Source organism: Streptomyces sp. P1-3 (assembly GCF_050613155.1).
Lineage (GTDB): Bacteria > Actinomycetota > Actinomycetes > Streptomycetales > Streptomycetaceae > Streptomyces.
In genome coordinates this window covers 5,148,165-5,165,018 of record NZ_CP192512.1, presented here as the reverse complement: position 1 = coordinate 5,165,018, position 16,854 = coordinate 5,148,165, and the positions used below count along the sequence as shown (strand labels likewise).

At 72.4% G+C, this 16,854-nt stretch carries 9 protein-coding genes; 4 read left to right on the top strand and 5 right to left on the bottom strand.

Going from position 1 to position 16,854, the window contains the following annotated elements:
* Positions 1-19: 19 nt before the first annotated feature.
* On the bottom strand, positions 20-574 hold the full coding sequence (locus tag ACQUSR_RS21855; RefSeq protein WP_431044284.1) for a GNAT family N-acetyltransferase: 555 nt from the start codon (positions 572-574) through the stop codon (positions 20-22).
* A 203-nt stretch (positions 575-777) separates the two neighbouring features.
* Here ACQUSR_RS21855 and ACQUSR_RS21850 point away from each other — a divergent pair, with 203 nt between their 5' ends.
* From ACQUSR_RS21850 to ACQUSR_RS21835, 4 genes are all read left to right on the top strand, one after another.
* Entirely contained in the window at positions 778-2,022 is a 1,245-nt protein-coding gene (locus ACQUSR_RS21850; protein WP_431044283.1) for a helix-turn-helix domain-containing protein, read from the top strand.
* Positions 2,023-2,388: 366 nt separating this feature from the next.
* Positions 2,389-2,526 carry a hypothetical protein gene (locus ACQUSR_RS21845; RefSeq protein WP_431044282.1) on the top strand — a complete coding sequence of 46 codons (138 nt, stop codon included), beginning with the start codon at positions 2,389-2,391 and terminating at the stop codon, positions 2,524-2,526.
* Positions 2,527-2,642: 116 nt separating this feature from the next.
* Positions 2,643-2,885 (top strand): hypothetical protein, encoded by a 243-nt coding sequence (locus ACQUSR_RS21840; RefSeq protein ID WP_431044281.1) that lies wholly within the window; start codon positions 2,643-2,645, stop codon positions 2,883-2,885.
* Between the two features lie 199 nt (positions 2,886-3,084).
* The gene (locus ACQUSR_RS21835) at positions 3,085-3,279 is read left to right on the top strand and encodes a hypothetical protein (protein WP_431044280.1); all 195 of its coding nucleotides are present in this window, start codon (positions 3,085-3,087) and stop codon (positions 3,277-3,279) included.
* A gap of 100 nt (positions 3,280-3,379) precedes the next feature.
* On the opposite strand, the gene ACQUSR_RS21830 is transcribed toward ACQUSR_RS21835, so the two are convergent.
* The 4 genes from ACQUSR_RS21830 to ACQUSR_RS21815 form a co-directional block, all read right to left on the bottom strand.
* On the bottom strand, positions 3,380-3,511 hold the full coding sequence (locus ACQUSR_RS21830; RefSeq protein WP_431044279.1) for a hypothetical protein: 132 nt from the start codon (positions 3,509-3,511) through the stop codon (positions 3,380-3,382).
* A complete protein-coding gene (locus ACQUSR_RS21825; RefSeq protein ID WP_431044278.1) occupies positions 3,493-4,128 on the bottom strand; it encodes a GNAT family N-acetyltransferase in 636 nt (211 codons plus the stop codon). Before ACQUSR_RS21825 ends, ACQUSR_RS21830 begins: the two co-directional genes overlap by 19 nt.
* 447 nt (positions 4,129-4,575) lie before the next feature.
* A complete protein-coding gene (locus tag ACQUSR_RS21820; protein ID WP_431044276.1) occupies positions 4,576-5,052 on the bottom strand; it encodes a hypothetical protein in 477 nt (158 codons plus the stop codon).
* A gap of 131 nt (positions 5,053-5,183) precedes the next feature.
* Positions 5,184-16,832: a type I polyketide synthase gene (locus tag ACQUSR_RS21815; protein WP_431044275.1), complete on the bottom strand. Its 11,649-nt coding sequence runs from the start codon at positions 16,830-16,832 to the stop codon at positions 5,184-5,186.
* Between the last annotated feature and the right edge of the window lie 22 nt (positions 16,833-16,854).

Genomic DNA, 16,854 nt, shown 5'->3' with positions numbered 1-16,854 from the left:
GGCGCGGTGACCTGGATGCTCAGCGCCGGTCGAGCAGCATCACATCGTGGGGGCCCGCGCCCTCGCCCGGGCGCGACTCGCCGACCTTGCGGTATCCCCACGACCGGTACGCGGCTTGCGCCGCTGCCACATCCGGCCGGGCGTTGAGGACGACGCGCTCCTCGGCGGCCTGGGCGAGCAGCGCTTCGTGCAACCGTCGCGCGACACCGAACCGCCGCCAGGGTGCGCGTACGGCCAACTCCAGCAACCCGAAGGTCCGGTGCCCGTCCTCGCGGCGCAGTTCGTCGGGGACAGGGGTGATGAGCCGGTCCCACCACCCCGTGGTGGGACCGAGCGCGTGGCCGTAGGCGATCCCGACCGGCTCACCGTCCGCGGTACGGGCGAGGGCGGCCCGGAAGGTGGGCTCGCGGACCTGCGAACGGAAGTGCCGGAAGGTCGCCTCGACGCCCTTCGGGGTTTCGTTGTACGGAGGTTCGGCAAACGCTTCGGCGTACACCAGCCGGAACGCCGCCTCGGCTTGCGCGGCCGCAGCTCCATCCATGCGCTCCACGCCGATCGTCTCCGGCACGCTCATGCCCGGCCTCCTCGTGCGGTCTCGCGGATGCGGCGGTGGCTGCGACCCCGGCCGACGATACAGCGCGGAACCGCCAGGTGATCGTGAGTAATTGGGCCGACCCGGGAGCCATCATCACGTCGGCAGAGGTGAATCAGCGGACGCAATGATGGCCTTGCGCCATACCCTGATCAGTGACGAGCTGTTCAGAGAGGGGCAAGGCCATGTCATCTGATGCTACCCCGGTCCCGTACACCCAGCCCTTGGTCTTCGGCCAGCGCATGCAGGTCCTCCGAACCCGCAGAGGAATGTCGCGCACCGTTATGGCTGGGCTCGTCGGCAAATCGACGAGCTGGGTCAAGCAAGTCGAGCGCGGCGACATCGGCGTCCCGTCACTCTCCATGATCCTGCGCATCGCCGAAGTCCTGCGCGTCCGCGACCTCTCCGACCTCACAGGCGACCAGACGCTCCCCACCCACCTGTTCATCGGTCCCGGCCACCCGAAGCTGTCGGCGGTGCGCACCGCGATCGACACCTTTCCCTTCACCGCCGATCGTGAAGCGCCGCCGTCGGCCAACCTCAGCGCGCGGATGTCCCGCGCGTGGAGCGCCCGCCACTGTGCAGCCAACCACCGGGAGGTCGTGGGCACCCTGCTTCCCGACCTGATCCGCGATGCGCAGCTGGCCGTGTGCCAGACCGACCGCGCTGCCGACCGGCGAGCTGCTCAGGCTGCCCTCGCCGAGGTCTACAGCCTCTGCCAGTTCTTCCTTGCCTACCAGCCCGACACAGCACTGTATTGGCGTGTGGTCGAACGCCGCATGGTTGCCGCGCAGGAAAGCGAGGATCCGCACGCCATAGGAGTCGCCGCCTGGCTGGCAGCGGAAGCACACCGCGACAGCGGTCACTACGACGCCGCAGACGCCGTCACAGCAGACACATTGCGCTACCTGGAGCCGCTGTTGGCAGATGCCGCAACCGACGTTCGAGCCATCGTGGGGGCCCTGAAAATGGCTGCTGGATACACCGCCGCTCGGCGCGGCGACACGGGCACCGCGTGGCACCTATGGGACCAAGCCGCTGGTGTGGCGAAGAAGTTGCCCGCCGACTACTTCCACCCGGTCACCAGCTTCTCTCGCGCCATCATGGGTGCCCACGCGGTGACGATCGCGGTCGAACTGCATGCCGGAGGCGAATCCGTACGGCAGGTCGCGGCGGCGGACGCGACGACGATCCCGTCGCGCCCCCGGAGAGCCCGCCACAGGATCGAGGAAGCCCGCGGGTACCACATCGACGGCCAGCCAGAAGCCGCGATCGCTACGTTGTCCAAGGCGTACGAGGCGGCGCCGGACACCGTGCAATACAACGGGTACGCGCGCCGCATCGTCCTGGAAGAGGCCGAATCGAAGTCACCTGCCCGGCGCCGCCGTGCTGCCGAACTTGCCGCAAGGATTGGCGTCCTCGCTGCCTGAGTGCTTGTTCGAGGGGCAGGAATCCTGCCCCTATCCCTCCCCCAGCGTTCCTACGGTGATAGCCGCCTGATCACCGACGACGCTGGGGGCGCTCATGCATGTCAACATCACACGCTCCAAGGAACTGTGGTTCCCACCCTCCGGGGCCGATGCGGAGGCATTACCTGCGGGCAAGTGGTGGAACGCGGTGCGCGTCCCCGCTCGCATCGGCGAGTGCGCCGTTGCCCTGCTCGGTGACGACTGCGGGGCAGTCATCCAGGACCGGCGCAGTATGTACTGGCTGGTGCCGACGGCGATGACGCACCACCCGTCGATGCAGAACGTCACGGTCTGCCCGAGACCAGGGACAAGGTCGTCTACGTCGGCGTGCCACCGGTCCATCGGACCGTTGGCCCAGGGCTGCACTGGCGCGTCCCTGCCGACCGGGCACTCACCGACGCCGACCTGCTGTTCGTGGCGCTGCGGATCGCGATCAACACCGAGTCGAAGGTGGTGGACTCATGAGTGAGCGGCGACGGCGGTACGGAGTGGGCGGTCCGGCACCTCAAGGCCAACCCGCAACACCGCGCCTACCGCGAGCACATCACCCGGCCCTACCGGGCCGAGCCGGGGGCGTGGCTGTGAGCACGGACGCGATCATCAAGGGCGCCGAGTGGGTCCTGAGCCCCGAGTCGGGCGAGGGCGCGCCGCAGGCGATCTACGGCGTGGAGTGCATGACGTGCGCCCAGTCCTCGGGGCTGGTGGACGACGACCCGCGCCCGGTCGAAGTGTGGACGATCAACCACACGCGAGCAGAGCCGACGCATCGCCAGTTCCTCGTGACGACTCAGAAGCACTGGCGCGTCGACCCCAACCCCGGCTGAGGCACGCCGTCCTGCCCCCATTTGCCCCATGAACCCCGCCCCGACTGTTTCCAGGGCAGCCAGCCGGGGCCGGGTTCGTACGACACGACGACAGGAAGGAGCCCCTGGTGGGTGGCAACGAGATCAACGGGTATGACGTGTTCGAGAACGAGATCGTGACCCCGGCCCCTGAGCCGGAGCCCCCGGCCGAGGACGAGGAATGACCGACCACTCGCTCCCCGAAGGCGAACCACTTCCGCCGCGCGCCGTGATCGGCATGCTGATCAAGCGGGACCTGCCCGACCAGTCCGGTCCGTCGGCATGGTGCGGCAAGCACCCGAAAGAACGGACCCAGCTAGTCGCCCGCAAGGAGTGGGTCTGTCTCGACTGCCTGCGTGAGGCCAGCCGAGACTGATAACAGCGTCTCTTCGGTCCACGTAGCCCCGACAGGACGGCGCGGACCGCCCCCCTTCGGCGATCACTACGTGTGGTCCTCATACAGGTCGGCCGCCGGCTCAGCCCTCCAGCACGGTGGCGGGCTTGCGGCGCTGGTAGTAGCGGACGACACCACCCGGCGAGCTGGGAAGCTGGCTCCGTGCCATCGGCGCGTACGGCCGACGCTCCTGCTTCAGGGCCGGTAGATGCACTCCGCCAGCGTCGCGTGCTTCTTCCAGCCCAGCGTCTCGTACAGCGCACACCCGGCGTCGGTCGCGCCGAGAACGCCGAGGACCGCGCCCTGCTCCAGGGCGCGGTCGGCGAGCGTACGCATCACGAAGTTGCCCAGCCCGCGCCGCCGATGGGCCTCCTCGGTCACCACCCGGTCCACGACCACGGCTTCCCCGAGGGATGCCATCTGCCCCTGGGCCGCCTGCTCGCCCGCCACATTCAGCACCCGGACGCAGGTCACGGATCCAACGGTCTCCACGGTCGCGGTGTACCCCTCGGGTGCGACCGGGTTCGTGGCCATCAGGTCAACGGCCATCAGATGTCCGGTCTCCTCCCAGGCCACCACCCACCCCGGGGACAGCCAGCGCTCGATCTCCTTCGGCTCCGCGGGCATCTTCATCCAGGTCCGTGGCACGGTCACCGAGGCAGCGGCGCTGCGGACCAACGACTCCTCGACCTCGGGCAGGACATGGCGTCCCACTTCGTCGGGGTTGCCGGCCACCTCGACATACAGCCCCCAGGGCTTCTCGACAGGCGGGGGCGTCCGCCGGGACACGGCCCAGCCCGCAACCCAGGTCCTGACTACGTCCGCAACCATCAAGCCCTCCCGAAGCTGTGGCCGTACGAACGGCCAGGTAATAGGCAGCATCCGGGAGCACACATTACGTCGCCGTGCGGTCTGCGGCATCTGTTTTGCCGGGGTGCGGATCCTGAAGGGCAGTCGCGAGCTGAACGCGTACTGCGCGATGTGCCCGGTGGCGAACCGCAGCTGTTCGGCACCAGGCACTTCGCCCTGGAGGACCGCCGGTCCGAGATCGCCCCACTGATCGCCGACTTCCTCGACCAGACCTGGGCCTGAGCCTGCATGCGAGCCGGTGCCGCCGCGGCCGCGTGGGGGACGCCCCGACACTTGGCGCACCGGGGCGCCCGGTGCGCTGTCGAGGCCTACGCAGCACGCCGCTGACGGCGCTCCAGGCGCTGGGCGGTCGCACGCCGAGCGTCGGCCAGCACATCAACTGCGGTGCCTGCGCCCTTTCCTGGCGTGTCAGCCCAGTTGCGGAGCTTCGTCACGATCTCTGCCGGTCGCCGCCGCCAACAGGTCCCGCCTGTTCGCCATGTGCTGCGTGACAGCAGCCAGTGCAGCGACTGCAGAACAGTACAGAAAGGTGATGAACCCGGGATTCACATAGGACGGCACCAGGTTCAGCGTGTAGCCGTCTGCCCATCGGCATGTATGGCCAACAGGGAGAAGGACCTCACCGCCGGATACGAATTCAGGGAGACCTACGCCGGCGGGGTCTCCGCTCCGCTCATAGGAGCACGTCGCGAACTCGGACTCGGAAGTGAGCATGCTGGAGAGCCCGATGGTATACAGCGTCAGTGCGATGGCCAGCAGGAGCACGGATGCGTCCGCGTATAAGCGCACCCTGCCACTCCCGAGAACCGCTCCTCTCCCCTTTGCAGAGACGCACAGATACGCAACGAGCCCGACAACGGTTAACGGAACGCTGAAGAACAGCACGCTATACACAGTCATCGCACCTTCCAGACGCGCGCCTTCTGGCTAGGGACCCACCCTGATGCGGGGGCGCCGCTCCCTAAGGGAGCGGCGCCCAGCCGTGCATTGTCAACCGGTCGGACCGGTCGGACCTGTCAGAGCGAGAGCCAGTCCGAGACCGCCTGGGACGTCGTGGGCGCGTGGGTCTCCATCATCGTGAAGTGGTTGCCCGGCACGTCAACGGCCGTGTGGGGCAGGCCCCAGTACGAGCGCCAGTCTCCGTCCTCACCGTCCCTGGTCCAGTCAAAGAGGCGTTCACCGGCCCGTACCAGCAGGGTCGGTGTCTTGATCTCCTTGGGGCGCCACTCGCCGAAGAGGCGGAAGTACGCGCCCATTGCGAGGAGGCGCTGGTCGTCCACGGGGACGTAACCCTCGGCCCGCTCGTCCATGCCTGCTGTCAGGCCGGGCTGGATCGCGACGGCCGCGTCCGTGTCGTGCGAGTAGATGTCCAGCAGGACGACGGCCTGCGGGAAGACGCCGTCGGACTCCAGGCGGGCGGCGACCTCGTGGGCGAGCATGCCGCCGGAGGAGTGGCCCAGGAGGACGAACGGGGCGCCGTCCGCGTGGCGCAGGGCCGCCTCGGCCTGGGCCTCGATCGCCGCCTCGGCGTGCGCGGGCAGCTGTTCCCCGGCCTGGAAGCCGGGGGCGGCCAGCGCCCAGACGTCCCGGTGGCCGCGGAACCCGGCGGCGAAGCGCGCGTACTGGTGCGGGCCCGAGATCGACAGGATGGAGGGCAGGCAGATCAGCGACGGGCGCGTCTCGCCCCGTGCGAGGCGGACCAGGGCGGGGGGACGGCGGAGTTCCGCGGTATTGGCGAAACTCTCGCGGAACCTGGAGACGTCCATGAGGAGTTTGGTGAACTCCGCCTGCCTGCCCTGCTCGGCCGCCTCCCGCATCATCGTCGCGAAGACCGTCGTCGGTTCGGTGTCGGGATTCGTGTTCCCTGCCCCAGCCCCGTCGAGGTCCCCGGACGTGGTCGCCAACTGCTCCCGCAGCCGCCTCGCGACCAGGGTCGGCGTCGGGTGGTCGAAGAGCAGGGTCGGGGGCAGCCTCAGGCCGCTGGCCGCGTTGAGGCGGTTGCGGAGTTCCACGGCCGTGAGCGAGTCGAAGCCCAGTTCCAGGAAGCCGCGGGTGGTGCCCACGGCGTCCGCCGACGGATAGCCCAGGATCGCCGCCGCCTGGCCGCGCACCAGGTCCAGCAGCAGCTGCTCCTGTTCGGCCGGGTCCAGGCCGGACAGTCGACTTGTCAGCGTCAGGGCGTCGGCCTGCGTCGCCTCCGCCGCGCGCCGCCTGGCGGGCCGTACCGGCCCCACGAGACCGCGGAGGACCGCGGGCAGCGCACCGGCCGCGGCCTGCTCGCGCAGCGGGGCGGTGTCCAGGTGGAGCGGGACCAGGAGGGCGTCCCCCTCGGCCCCGTCGGTGTCGTGGAAGCCGCCCGCCCCGCACGCCGCGTCGAACAGGTCCAGGCCGTCCCGCGAGGACAGCGGCGCCATCCCCGAACGCGCCATCCGCAGCACGTCCGCGTCCGCCATGTCCCCGGTCATGGTGCTGCGCTGCTCCCACAGGCCCCAGGCCAGCGACAGCGCGGGCAGGCACTGGGCGCGGCGGTGCCGGGCGAGGGCGTCCAGGAAGGTGTTGGCCGCCGCGTAGTTGCCCTGTCCCGGCGCGCCGAAGACACCGGCCGCCGAGGAGAACAGGACGAACGCGGACAGGTCCATGTCCCGCGTGAGGTCGTGCAGGTTCCGCGCCGCGTCCACCTTCGGGCGGAAGACGGTGTCGATCCGGTCCGTCGTCAGGGCCGGGAGGAGCCCGTCGTCCAGCACGCCCGCGGTGTGGACCACCGCGGTGAGGGGATGGGCTTCGGGGATCTGCGCCAGCAGCCGGGCCAGTGCCCCCCGGTCGGCCGCGTCGCAGGCCGCGACGGTCACCTCGGCGCCTTCGGCGGTGAGTTCGGCGACCAACTCGGGCACGCCGTCCGCCTGCTGCCCGCGCCTGCTGGTGAGCAGCAGATGCCGTACGCCGTGCCGGGTGACCAGGTGCCGGGCGAGCAGCCCGCCGAGCACGCCCGTGGCGCCGGTGATCAGGACCGTACCGGCCGGGTCGAAGGGGGACTTCTGGTCCTGGTCCTGGCCCTGGTTCTGCTTCTCTACGCGTGCCAGGCGCGGTGCGGACACGTTGCCCCGCCGGACCGCGAGTTGTGGTTCTCGCGTCGCCACCGCCGCCGCCAGGACGCCGTACGAGGGCTCCTCGTCGTCCAGGTCGAGGAGAAGGAACCGGTCCGGGTTCTCCGTCTGGGCCGTGCGCACCAGACCCCATACGGGGGTGTGTGCCAGGTGCGGCACGTCGGCTGCGGCGTCGGTCGCGACCGCCCCCCGGGTGACGAACGCCAGCCGCGCCCCGGAGAACCCGTCCTCCGCGAGCCAGGTCTGGACGGAGTCCAGCGCCGCGTGCGCGGCCAAACGGGCGTCCTCGGCCACATCGCCGGTGCCGTCCTGGGCGCAGGGCAGCAGCACCAGGTCCGGCCGCGGCCTGCCCGAGGCCAGCACACCGGCGAGCGTCTCCAGGTCGTCGTACGCCTCCCAGTCGGCCCCGGCGGCGTCCAGCGCCCGGCCGAGGCCGAGACCGTCGTCCGCGCCGATCACGGCCCAGCGGCCGGCGGTGTCCGGGCTTACGGGGACAGGGGCGGGCAACGGCGTCCACTCCAGCCGGAACAGCGAGTCGTGGTACGCGACCTGGGCCGCACGCAGCTGGTCGGGCGCGATCCGCCGCAGGGCGAGATGGTCCACCGACGCGACGGGGCCACCGGTCTCGTCGGCCACGGCCAGGGCGACGGCGTCGGGACCGGCCGGGGCGATCCGCACCCGCAGCGCGGTCGCACCGGCGGCGTGCAGCGTGACGCCGCTCCAGGAGAACGGGAGGCGGATGCCGCCCGCGTCCGGGGCACCGCCCGCATCCGGGGTGCCGCCCTCCCTGGTGTCCGACCGGCCCTCCGGCCGGCCGTCCTTGCCCGGCGCCGAGCCGATGCCGTCTCCGCCCGGCGTCTCGCCGAGGAAGTCGCCGAGAGCCACGCCGTGCAGGGCCGCGTCCAGCAGGGCCGGGTGCAGTCCGAACAGGGCGGCGTCCGTCCGCTGCCTGCCGTCGAGCGCCAGCTCCGCGAAGACCTCGTCGCCGCGCCGCCAAGCGGCGCGCAGCCCCCGGAACGCGGGGCCGTAGCCGAACCCGCCCGCCGCGAACCCTTCGTACAGCCCCTCGACTTCGATGGGCTCGGCATCGGCGGGCGGCCAGGCGGTCAGTGCTTCGGGCGTGCGGTCCGTCGCCTCGGAGACCGCGAGGACGCCGCTGGCGTTACGGCTCCAGGGCTGGTCGGGGCCACCGTCGCCGGCCGCGGGCGGCTCCGGGCGGGAGTACACCTCCAGCGTCCGGCGTCCGGTGTCGTCGGCCTCGCCCACGGTCAGCCGCAGTTGGACACCGCCGCGCTCGGGCAGCAGCAGCGGTGCCTCCAGGGTCAGCTCTTCGAGCTCGTCGCAGCCGACCTGGTCGCCTGCCCGGATGGCCAGTTCCACGAAGGCCGTGCCGGGCAGCAGGACGGTGTCGGAGACGGCGTGGTCGGCGAGCCAGGGATGGGTCTGGAGCGAGAGCCGCCCGGTGAGCAGGAACCCGTCGGAGTCGGGGAGTTCGACGGCGGCGCCGAGCAGGGGGTGCCCGGCAGCGCCGAGGCCCGCGGAGGCGACGTCGCCGACGGAGAGCGGGACCTCGATCCAGTAACGCTGGTGCTCGAAGGCGTACGTGGGCAGGTCGACGCGGGCGGCGTCGCCGTAGACGGCGCTCCAGTCCACGGCCACACCACGGGCCCACGCCTCGCCCAGGGAGAGCCAGAAGCGCTCCAGACCGCCTTCGTCGCGGCGCAGCGAGCCGAGTACGGCGGCCTCGCGGCCCGCGTCCTCGGCCGTCTCCTGCACGCCCATCGTCAGCACCGGGTGCGCGCTGGACTCGATGAAGACCCCGAAGCCCTCGTCCAGCAACCGCCGTACAGCGCCTTCGAGTTCGACCGTGCGACGGAGGTTGGCGAACCAGTACTCCGCGTCCAGCTCCGGACCCTCGACCCACTCGCCCGTGACGGTGGACAGGAACGGCACCTCGGCCGCCTGCGGCACCACCGGGGCGAGCAGGGTCAGGAGTTCGTCGCGCAGCAGCTCGACCTGCGCGGAGTGCGAGGCGTAGTCCACCGGCACGCGGCGGGCCCGGACCTCGTCCGCCTCGCAGGAGGCCAGCAGCTCTTCCAGTGCGGTGGGTTCACCGGAGACGACCACCGAAGACGGCCCGTTGACGGCCGCCACGGAGATCCGCTCCTCGCCCCAGGCGGCGATCCGCTCGCGTACCTCGGCGTCCGGCAGCGAGACCGAGACCATGCCGCCGAGGCCGGCCAGCACCCGGCCGATCGCCTGGCTGCGCAGCGCCACGACGCGGGCCGCGTCCTGAAGGCTGAGAATGCCCGCCACGCAGGCCGCCGCGATCTCCCCCTGGGAGTGGCCGACGACGGCGGACGGCGCCACGCCCAGCGAACGCCACAGCTCGGCGAGGGAGACCATCACGGCGAACAGCACCGGCTGGACCACGTCCACCCGCTCCAGCGACGGCGCTCCCTCCACACCCCGCAGCACATCCACCAACGACCAGTCACAGAACTCCGCAAGAGCAGCGCCACACTCCTCAATACGGGCGGCGAACACCGGCGAGGCATCCAACAACCCCACCGCCATCCCCACCCACTGCGACCCCTGCCCCGGGAACACGAACGCCGTCTTGGCCGCCGTGCCGGTCCCCGCTACGGCGTTGGGGAGCGGCTGCCCCTGGGCCAGGGCCTCCAGCGCGCGGACGAAGTCGTCTCGGTCCGCCCCGACCAGCACCGCGCGCTGGTCGAGAACGGCCCGGCTGGTGGCCAGCGAATAGCCGACGTCGGCCGGGCGCAGCGACGGTTCCGCTTCGAGGTGCGCGAGCAGCTTGCGCGCCTGCCCCCGTAGCCCCGCCTCCGTACAGCCCGACAGGACCCACGGCAGGACGGCCGCCGACGTCACGTCGGACGGCTCGGCTGGCTCGGGCCCTGCGACCGGCTCGGTCGGCTCGGGCCCTGCGGCCGGCGGCTGTTCGAGGATCGTGTGCGCGTTGGTGCCGCTGATGCCGAACGAGGACACGGCGGCGCGGCGCGGCCGCCCCGTCTCCGGCCACTCTCGCGCCTCCGTCAGCAGCGACACGGCGCCCGCCGACCAGTCCACGTGCGGCGTCGGCTCGTCGACATGCAGGGTCCTGGGGAGCACGGCGTGCTCGATGGCCTTGACCATCTTGATGATCCCGGCGACACCGGCGGCGGCCTGGGTGTGCCCGAAGTTGGACTTCACCGAGCCCAGCCACAGCGGGCTGTCGTCCGAGTGCTCCTGGCCGTAGGTGGCCAGGAGCGCCTGCGCCTCGATCGGGTCGCCCAGCGTCGTCCCCGTGCCGTGCGCCTCGACCGCGTCCACGTCGGCGGCGGACAGCCGGGCGTTGGCCAGGGCCTGCCGGATGACGCGCTGCTGGGACGGGCCGTTGGGGGCGGTCAGGCCGTTGCTCGCGCCGTCCTGGTTGACGGCGGAGCCCCGCACGACCGCCAGCACCGGGTGCCCGTTCTTCCGCGCGTCCGACAGCCGCTCCACGAGCAGCATGCCGACGCCCTCACCCCAGGCGGTCCCGTCCGCCGCCGCCGCGAACGGCTTGCAGCGGCCGTCCGTCGCCAGGCCGCGCTGCTTGCTGAAGGCCACGAACGTGCCCGGCGTCGCCATGACGGTGACGCCCCCGGCCAGGGCCAGCGAGCACTCGCCGTTGCGCAGCGCCTGCACGGCCATGTGCAGCGTCACCAGCGACGACGAGCAGGCCGTGTCGACCGTGACCGCCGGGCCCTCCAGACCGAAGGTGTACGAGACCCGGCCCGAGGCGACGCTGCCGGAGCTGGCGGTGCCCATGTAGCCCTCAAGGCCGTCCGGGTTGCGGTGCAGGAGCGTGCCGTAGTCGTTGTACATGACGCCGGTGTAGACGCCCGTGCGGCTGCCGCGTACGGCGGCGGGGTCGATGCCCGCGCGCTCGAACGCCTCCCAGGTGGTCTCCAGCAGCAGCCGCTGCTGCGGGTCCATGGCGAGGGCCTCACGCGGCGAGATCCCGAAGAAGACGGGGTCGAAGTGGTGGGCGTCGTGGAGGAAGCCGCCGTTGCGGGCGTAGCTGGTGCCCTGCTGGTCGGGGTCGTCGGCGTAGAGCCCGTCGATGTCCCAGCCGCGGTCGGCCGGCATGTCGGTGATCGCGTCCCGGCCCTCGGTGACCAGCGTCCACAGGTCCTCGGGGGTGCGGACGCCGCCGGGGTAGCGGCAGCTCATCGCGACGATGGCGATGGGCTCTTCGCCCCCCACCACAGCGGCCGCGGGCGCGGCGGCGTCGGCCGTGGTGCCCTGGGCCTCGTCCCGCAGATGGCGGGCGAGGGCGGTGGGCGTCGGATAGTCGAAGATCAGCGTCGCGGGGAGCCGGACGCCGGTGGCCGCGCCGAGCCGGTTGCGCAGCTCCACCGCCGTCAGCGAGTCGAAGCCGACCTCGCTGAACGCGCGCTGCGCGTCGACCGCCTCGGGGCCCGCGTAGCCCAGGACGGCCGCGACCTGGGTGCGGACGAGGTCCAGGACGATACGGTCGGCCTCGCCGCCGTCGACCCCGGCCAGGGCCTGGGCCAGCGAACCGGACCGCTCGCCGCCGCCCTGGGCGGCACGGCGCGGCGGGACGCGGACGAGGCCGCGGAAGAGCGGCGGGAGCATGCCGCCGCTCGCCTGGGCGCGCAGGGCCGCCATGTCCAGCGGCATGGGAACCAGCAGCGCCTCGCCGGTGCGGGCCGCCGCGTCGAACAGCTCCACACCCTGCTCGGCGGTGATGGCGGCGATCCCGCCGCGCCGCAGCCGGGCCAGCTCCGCCTCGTCGAGGTCGCCCGCCATGCCGCCGGGCTCCGCCCACAGACCCCAGGCGAGCGAACTGGCCGTCAACCCTTGGGACTTGCGGTGCTGGGCGAGTGCGTCGAGGAAGGCGTTGGCCGCCGCGTAGTTGCCCTGGCCCGCGCCGCCGAAGACACCGGCGGCCGACGAGAACACTACGAACGCCGACAGGTCGAGGTCGCGCGTCAGCTCGTGCAGATGCCACGCCGCGTCCACCTTCGGCCGCAGGACGCGGTCGATCCGCTCCGGGGTCAGGGAGCCGATGACACCGTCGTCCAGCACACCGGCCGTGTGCACGACGCCCGTCAGCGGATGCCCCGCCGGAATGCCCGCCAGGACGGCGGCCAGCGCCTCCCGGTCGGCCACGTCACAGGCGGCGAGGGTCACCTCGGCGCCGGACGCGCGCAGCTCGGCCACCAGTTCGTCGGCGCCCCGCGCCTCGGCACCGCGACGGCTGAGCAGCAGCAGATTCCGTACGCCGTGACCGGCCACCAGGTGCCGGGCCACGAGGCCGCCGAGCGTACCCGTCGCGCCCGTGACCAGGACCGTGCCCTCGGGATCGAACGACGGGACGACGTGAGCGGGGTCCGCGGCGACCCGCGCCAGCCGCGGCGTGCGGAGCACGCCTTCCCGAACGGCGACTTCCTGCTCCGCGCAGGCCAGCGCGGCGGGCAGGGCCGCCAGCGACGACGCGTGGGCATCGGTGTCCACGAGCACGATGCGGCCCGGATTCTCCGACTGGGCGGAGCGCACCAGGCCCCGCACCGCCGCGTGCGCGAGCGCGCCCGAGGTCAGGACGGCCAGGCGGGTGTCCGTGAAGCGCTCGTCGCCCAGCCACTGCTGGAGCATGGTGAGCGTGTCGGCGGTGGCCCGGTGCGCTTCGGCGGCCACGTCCGCGCCGCCCTTCGCGGGCGGAGACACGATCACGTACTCCGGTGCCGCAGCGCCGGATCCCAGCGCCTCGGCGAGCGCCGTCAGGTCCGCGTACGACGACACCTCGGATCCTGGGGCCTCTGATGCCCCGAACGGGTCGGGACCCACGACCGCCCACCGGCCCGCCGGGGCGGTGTCCGGCGCCGGGACCGTCGTCCACTCCACCCGGAACAGCGCGTCGCCCGCGCCGCCCCGGGCCGCGCCCAGTTGCTCAGGCGCCACCGAGCGCAGTGCCAGACGCGCCACCGACGCGACCGGGGCACCCGTCACGTCCGCGATGTCAAGCCTCACCCCGCCGTTCCCGGCCGCGGAGAGCCGGACGCGCAGGGCGTCGGCGCCCACCGAGTGGACGGTCACATCGTTCCAGGAGAACGGCAGCCGACCGCCTTCGGTGTGCTCGACCAGGTCTCCCAGGCCGATGCCGTGCAGCACGGCGTCCAGCAGCGCCGGGTGGAGGGTGAACAGCCCGGCTCCGGGTTCGGTGCCTTCGGGGAGCGCGACTTCCGCGTAGATGTCGCCGCCGTGCCGCCAGGCGGCCCGCAGGCCCTGGAAGGCGGGTCCGTAGTCGAAGCCCGCCGCGGCCAGGCCCTCGTACAGGCCGTCGGTGCCGATCCGCTCCGCGTCGGCGGGCGGCCAGGCGCTCAGGTCGAACGAGGCCGGGGCGGCGCCCTCCGCGAGCACACCGGTGGCGTGCCGCGACCACGCCTCCTCTTCTGCCGCGTCCTCGGGACGCGAGTGGAACGCCAGCGAGCGGCGGCCGGTGGCGTCCTGGGCGCCGACGGCGATCTGGACCAGGACCCCGCCCCGCTCGGGCAGGATCAGCGGCGCTTCGAGGGTGAGTTCCTCCAGCAGGTCGCAGCCGACCTGGTCACCGGCGCGGACCGCCAGCTCCACGAACGCCGTACCGGGCAGCAGGACAGCGCCCATGACGGCGTGGTCCGCCAGCCAGGGGTGGGTCTCCAGGGAGAGCCGCCCGGTGAACAGGAACCCTTCGGCGTCGGCGAGGGCGACGGCCGCGCCGAGCAGCGGGTGGTCGGCGGAGCCGAGTCCTGCGGCCGTGACGCCGCCGAAGTCGGTGCCCGCGTCCAGCCAGTAGTGCTCGCGCTGAAAGGCGTAGGTGGGCAGTTCGACGCGCTGGGCGCCGGTGCCCGCGTAGTACGACGCCCAATCCACGGCGACGCCGCGGACGTGCAGGCGGGCGAGGCCGGTGGTCAGCGCCTCGGCCTCGGGCCGGTCCTTGCGCAGGACGGGCACGAAGGCCCCACCCTCGCCGGTCACGCACTCCTGCGCCATCGCGGACAGCACCCCGTCCGGGCCCAGTTCGACGAAGGTGGTGACGTTCTGGGCTTCGAGGGTGCGGACGGCGTCGAGGAAGCGGACGGCCTCGCGGACGTGCCGGACCCAGAAGTCGGCGGTGGCGATCTCCTCGGCGAGGACGACGGCGCCGGTCAGGCCGGAGACGACCGGGATCTTCGGCGCGTGGTACGTCAGGCTCTCGGCGACCTTGCGGAACGGCTCCAGCATGCCGTCCATACGGGGCGAGTGGAACGCGTGGCTGACGGCGAGCCGCTTGGTCTTGCGGCCCTCGGCCTCGAACCGCGCCGCGATCTCCAGCGCCGCGTCCTCGTCACCGGCGACGACCACGGAGGTCGGGCCGTTGAGGGCGGCGATGCCCACCCGGTCGGTGAGCAGCGGCAGCACCTCCGCCTCCGACGCCTGGACGGCGATCATCGCGCCACCGGCCGGGAGTCGCTGCATGAGGCGGCCGCGGGCCGCCACCAGCAGACAGGCGTCGCCCAGGGACAGCACCCCGGCGACGTGCGCGGCGGCCAGCTCGCCGATCGAGTGCCCGGACAGGAAGTCCGGCGTCACGCCCCAGGCTTCCACCAGGCGGAACAGCGCCACCTCGACCGCGAACAGCGCGGGCTGGGTGAAACCGGTCCGGTCCAGCAGCCCGGCGTCGTCGCCGAACAGCACGTCCTTCAGCGGCCGTTCCAGACGCGGGTCCAGCTCCGCGCAGACCTCCTCCAGCGCGTCGGCGAAGACCGGGTACGTCTCGTACAGCTCACGGCCCATGCCGAGCCGCTGGCTGCCCTGACCAGTGAACAGGAACGCGACCTTGCCGCGGGTCTCGGCGTCCTGCACCAGTCCGGCGGCCGTGCGGCCCTCGGCCAGCGCGGTCAGGCGGTCGAGGAACTCCGCGCGGTCACCGCCGATCACCGCCGCGCGGTCCTCCAACGCGCTGCGGGTGGTGGCGAGCGAGTAGCCGAGGGACAGCGGGTCCAGCTCGGGGTGGGCGGCCACGTGCGCGCGGAGCCGCTCGGCCTGGGCGCGCAGGGCGTCCTCGCCCTTGCCCGACAGCACCCAGGGCTGCACCGGCAGGGCCCTGTCCGTGGTGCCGGGGCCGTCGTCATCCGTACCGGCGTCCTCCGGCGCGGGGGCCTGCTCGATGATCAGGTGGGCGTTGGTGCCGCTGATGCCGAACGAGGAGACGGCCGCGCGGCGCGGCCGGCCGGTCTCCGGCCACGGCCGGGCCTCGGTCAGCAGCTCGACCGCGCCCGCCGCCCAGTCGACGTGCGGGGTGGGCGCGTCGACGTGCAGCGTCCTGGGGACGGTGCCGTGCTCGATGGCCTTGACCATCTTGATGATCGCGGCGACACCGGCGGCGGCCTGGGTGTGCCCGATGTTGGACTTCACCGAACCCAGCAGCAGCGGCCGTTCGGCGGTCTTCTCCTTGCCGTACGTGGCCAGCAGCGCCTGCGCCTCGATCGGGTCGCCCAGCGTCGTGCCCGTGCCGTGCGCCTCGACCACGTCGATCTGCTCGGCGGTCAGCCGGGCGCTCGCCAGGGCCTGGCGGATGACGCGTTGCTGGGACGGGCCGTTGGGGGCGGTCAGACCGTTGCTCGCGCCGTCCTGGTTGATGGCGCCGCCGCGTACGACCGCCAGGACCGGGTGGCCGTTGCGCCGGGCGTCGGAGAGCCGCTCCACGAGCAGCATGCCCGCGCCCTCGGACCAGCCCGTGCCGTCGGCGGCGGCCGCGAACGACTTGCAGCGGCCGTCGAAGGACAGCCCGCGCTGGCGGCTGAACTCGGTGAACGTACCCGGCGTCGACATCACCGTGACGCCGCCGGCGAGCGCCAGCGCGCACTCGCCGTTGCGCAGCGCCTGCATCGCCAGGTGCAGGGTGACCAGCGACGACGAGCAGGCCGTGTCGACGGTGACGGCCGGGCCCTCCAGGCCGAAGGTGTACGCGACCCGGCCGGAGGCGATGCTGCTGGAGCCGCCGGTGCCGAGATAGCCCTCGACGCCCGGCGGTACGGCCCGCAGCCGCGAGGCGTAGTCGTGGTACATCACGCCCGCGAAGACACCGGTGCGGCTGCCGCGCACCGCGGCGGCGTCGATGCCCGCGCGCTCGAACACCTCCCAGGTGGTCTCCAGCAGCAACCGCTGCTGCGGGTCCATGGCCAGCGCCTCACGCGGGTTGATGCCGAAGAACGCCGGGTCGAACTCGTTGGCGTCGTGCAGGAATCCGCCCTGCCGGACATAGCTGGTGCCCTGCCCGTCCGGGTCGTCGCTGAAGAGCCTTTCGATGTCCCAGCCGCGGTCCGTGGGGAATGCGGAGATCGCGTCGCCGCCTTCGGACACGAGCCGCCACAGGTCCTCGGGCGAGCCGACCCCTCCGGGGTAGCGGCAGCTCATGCCGATGATCGCGATCGGCTCCCGGTCCTCGGACTCCACCTCTTGCAGGCGGCGCCGGGTCTCGTGCAGGTCGGCGGTCACCCGCTTGAGAAAGTAGCGGAGCTTTTCCTCGTTCATTGATGCGTTCCCCACGGTCTTG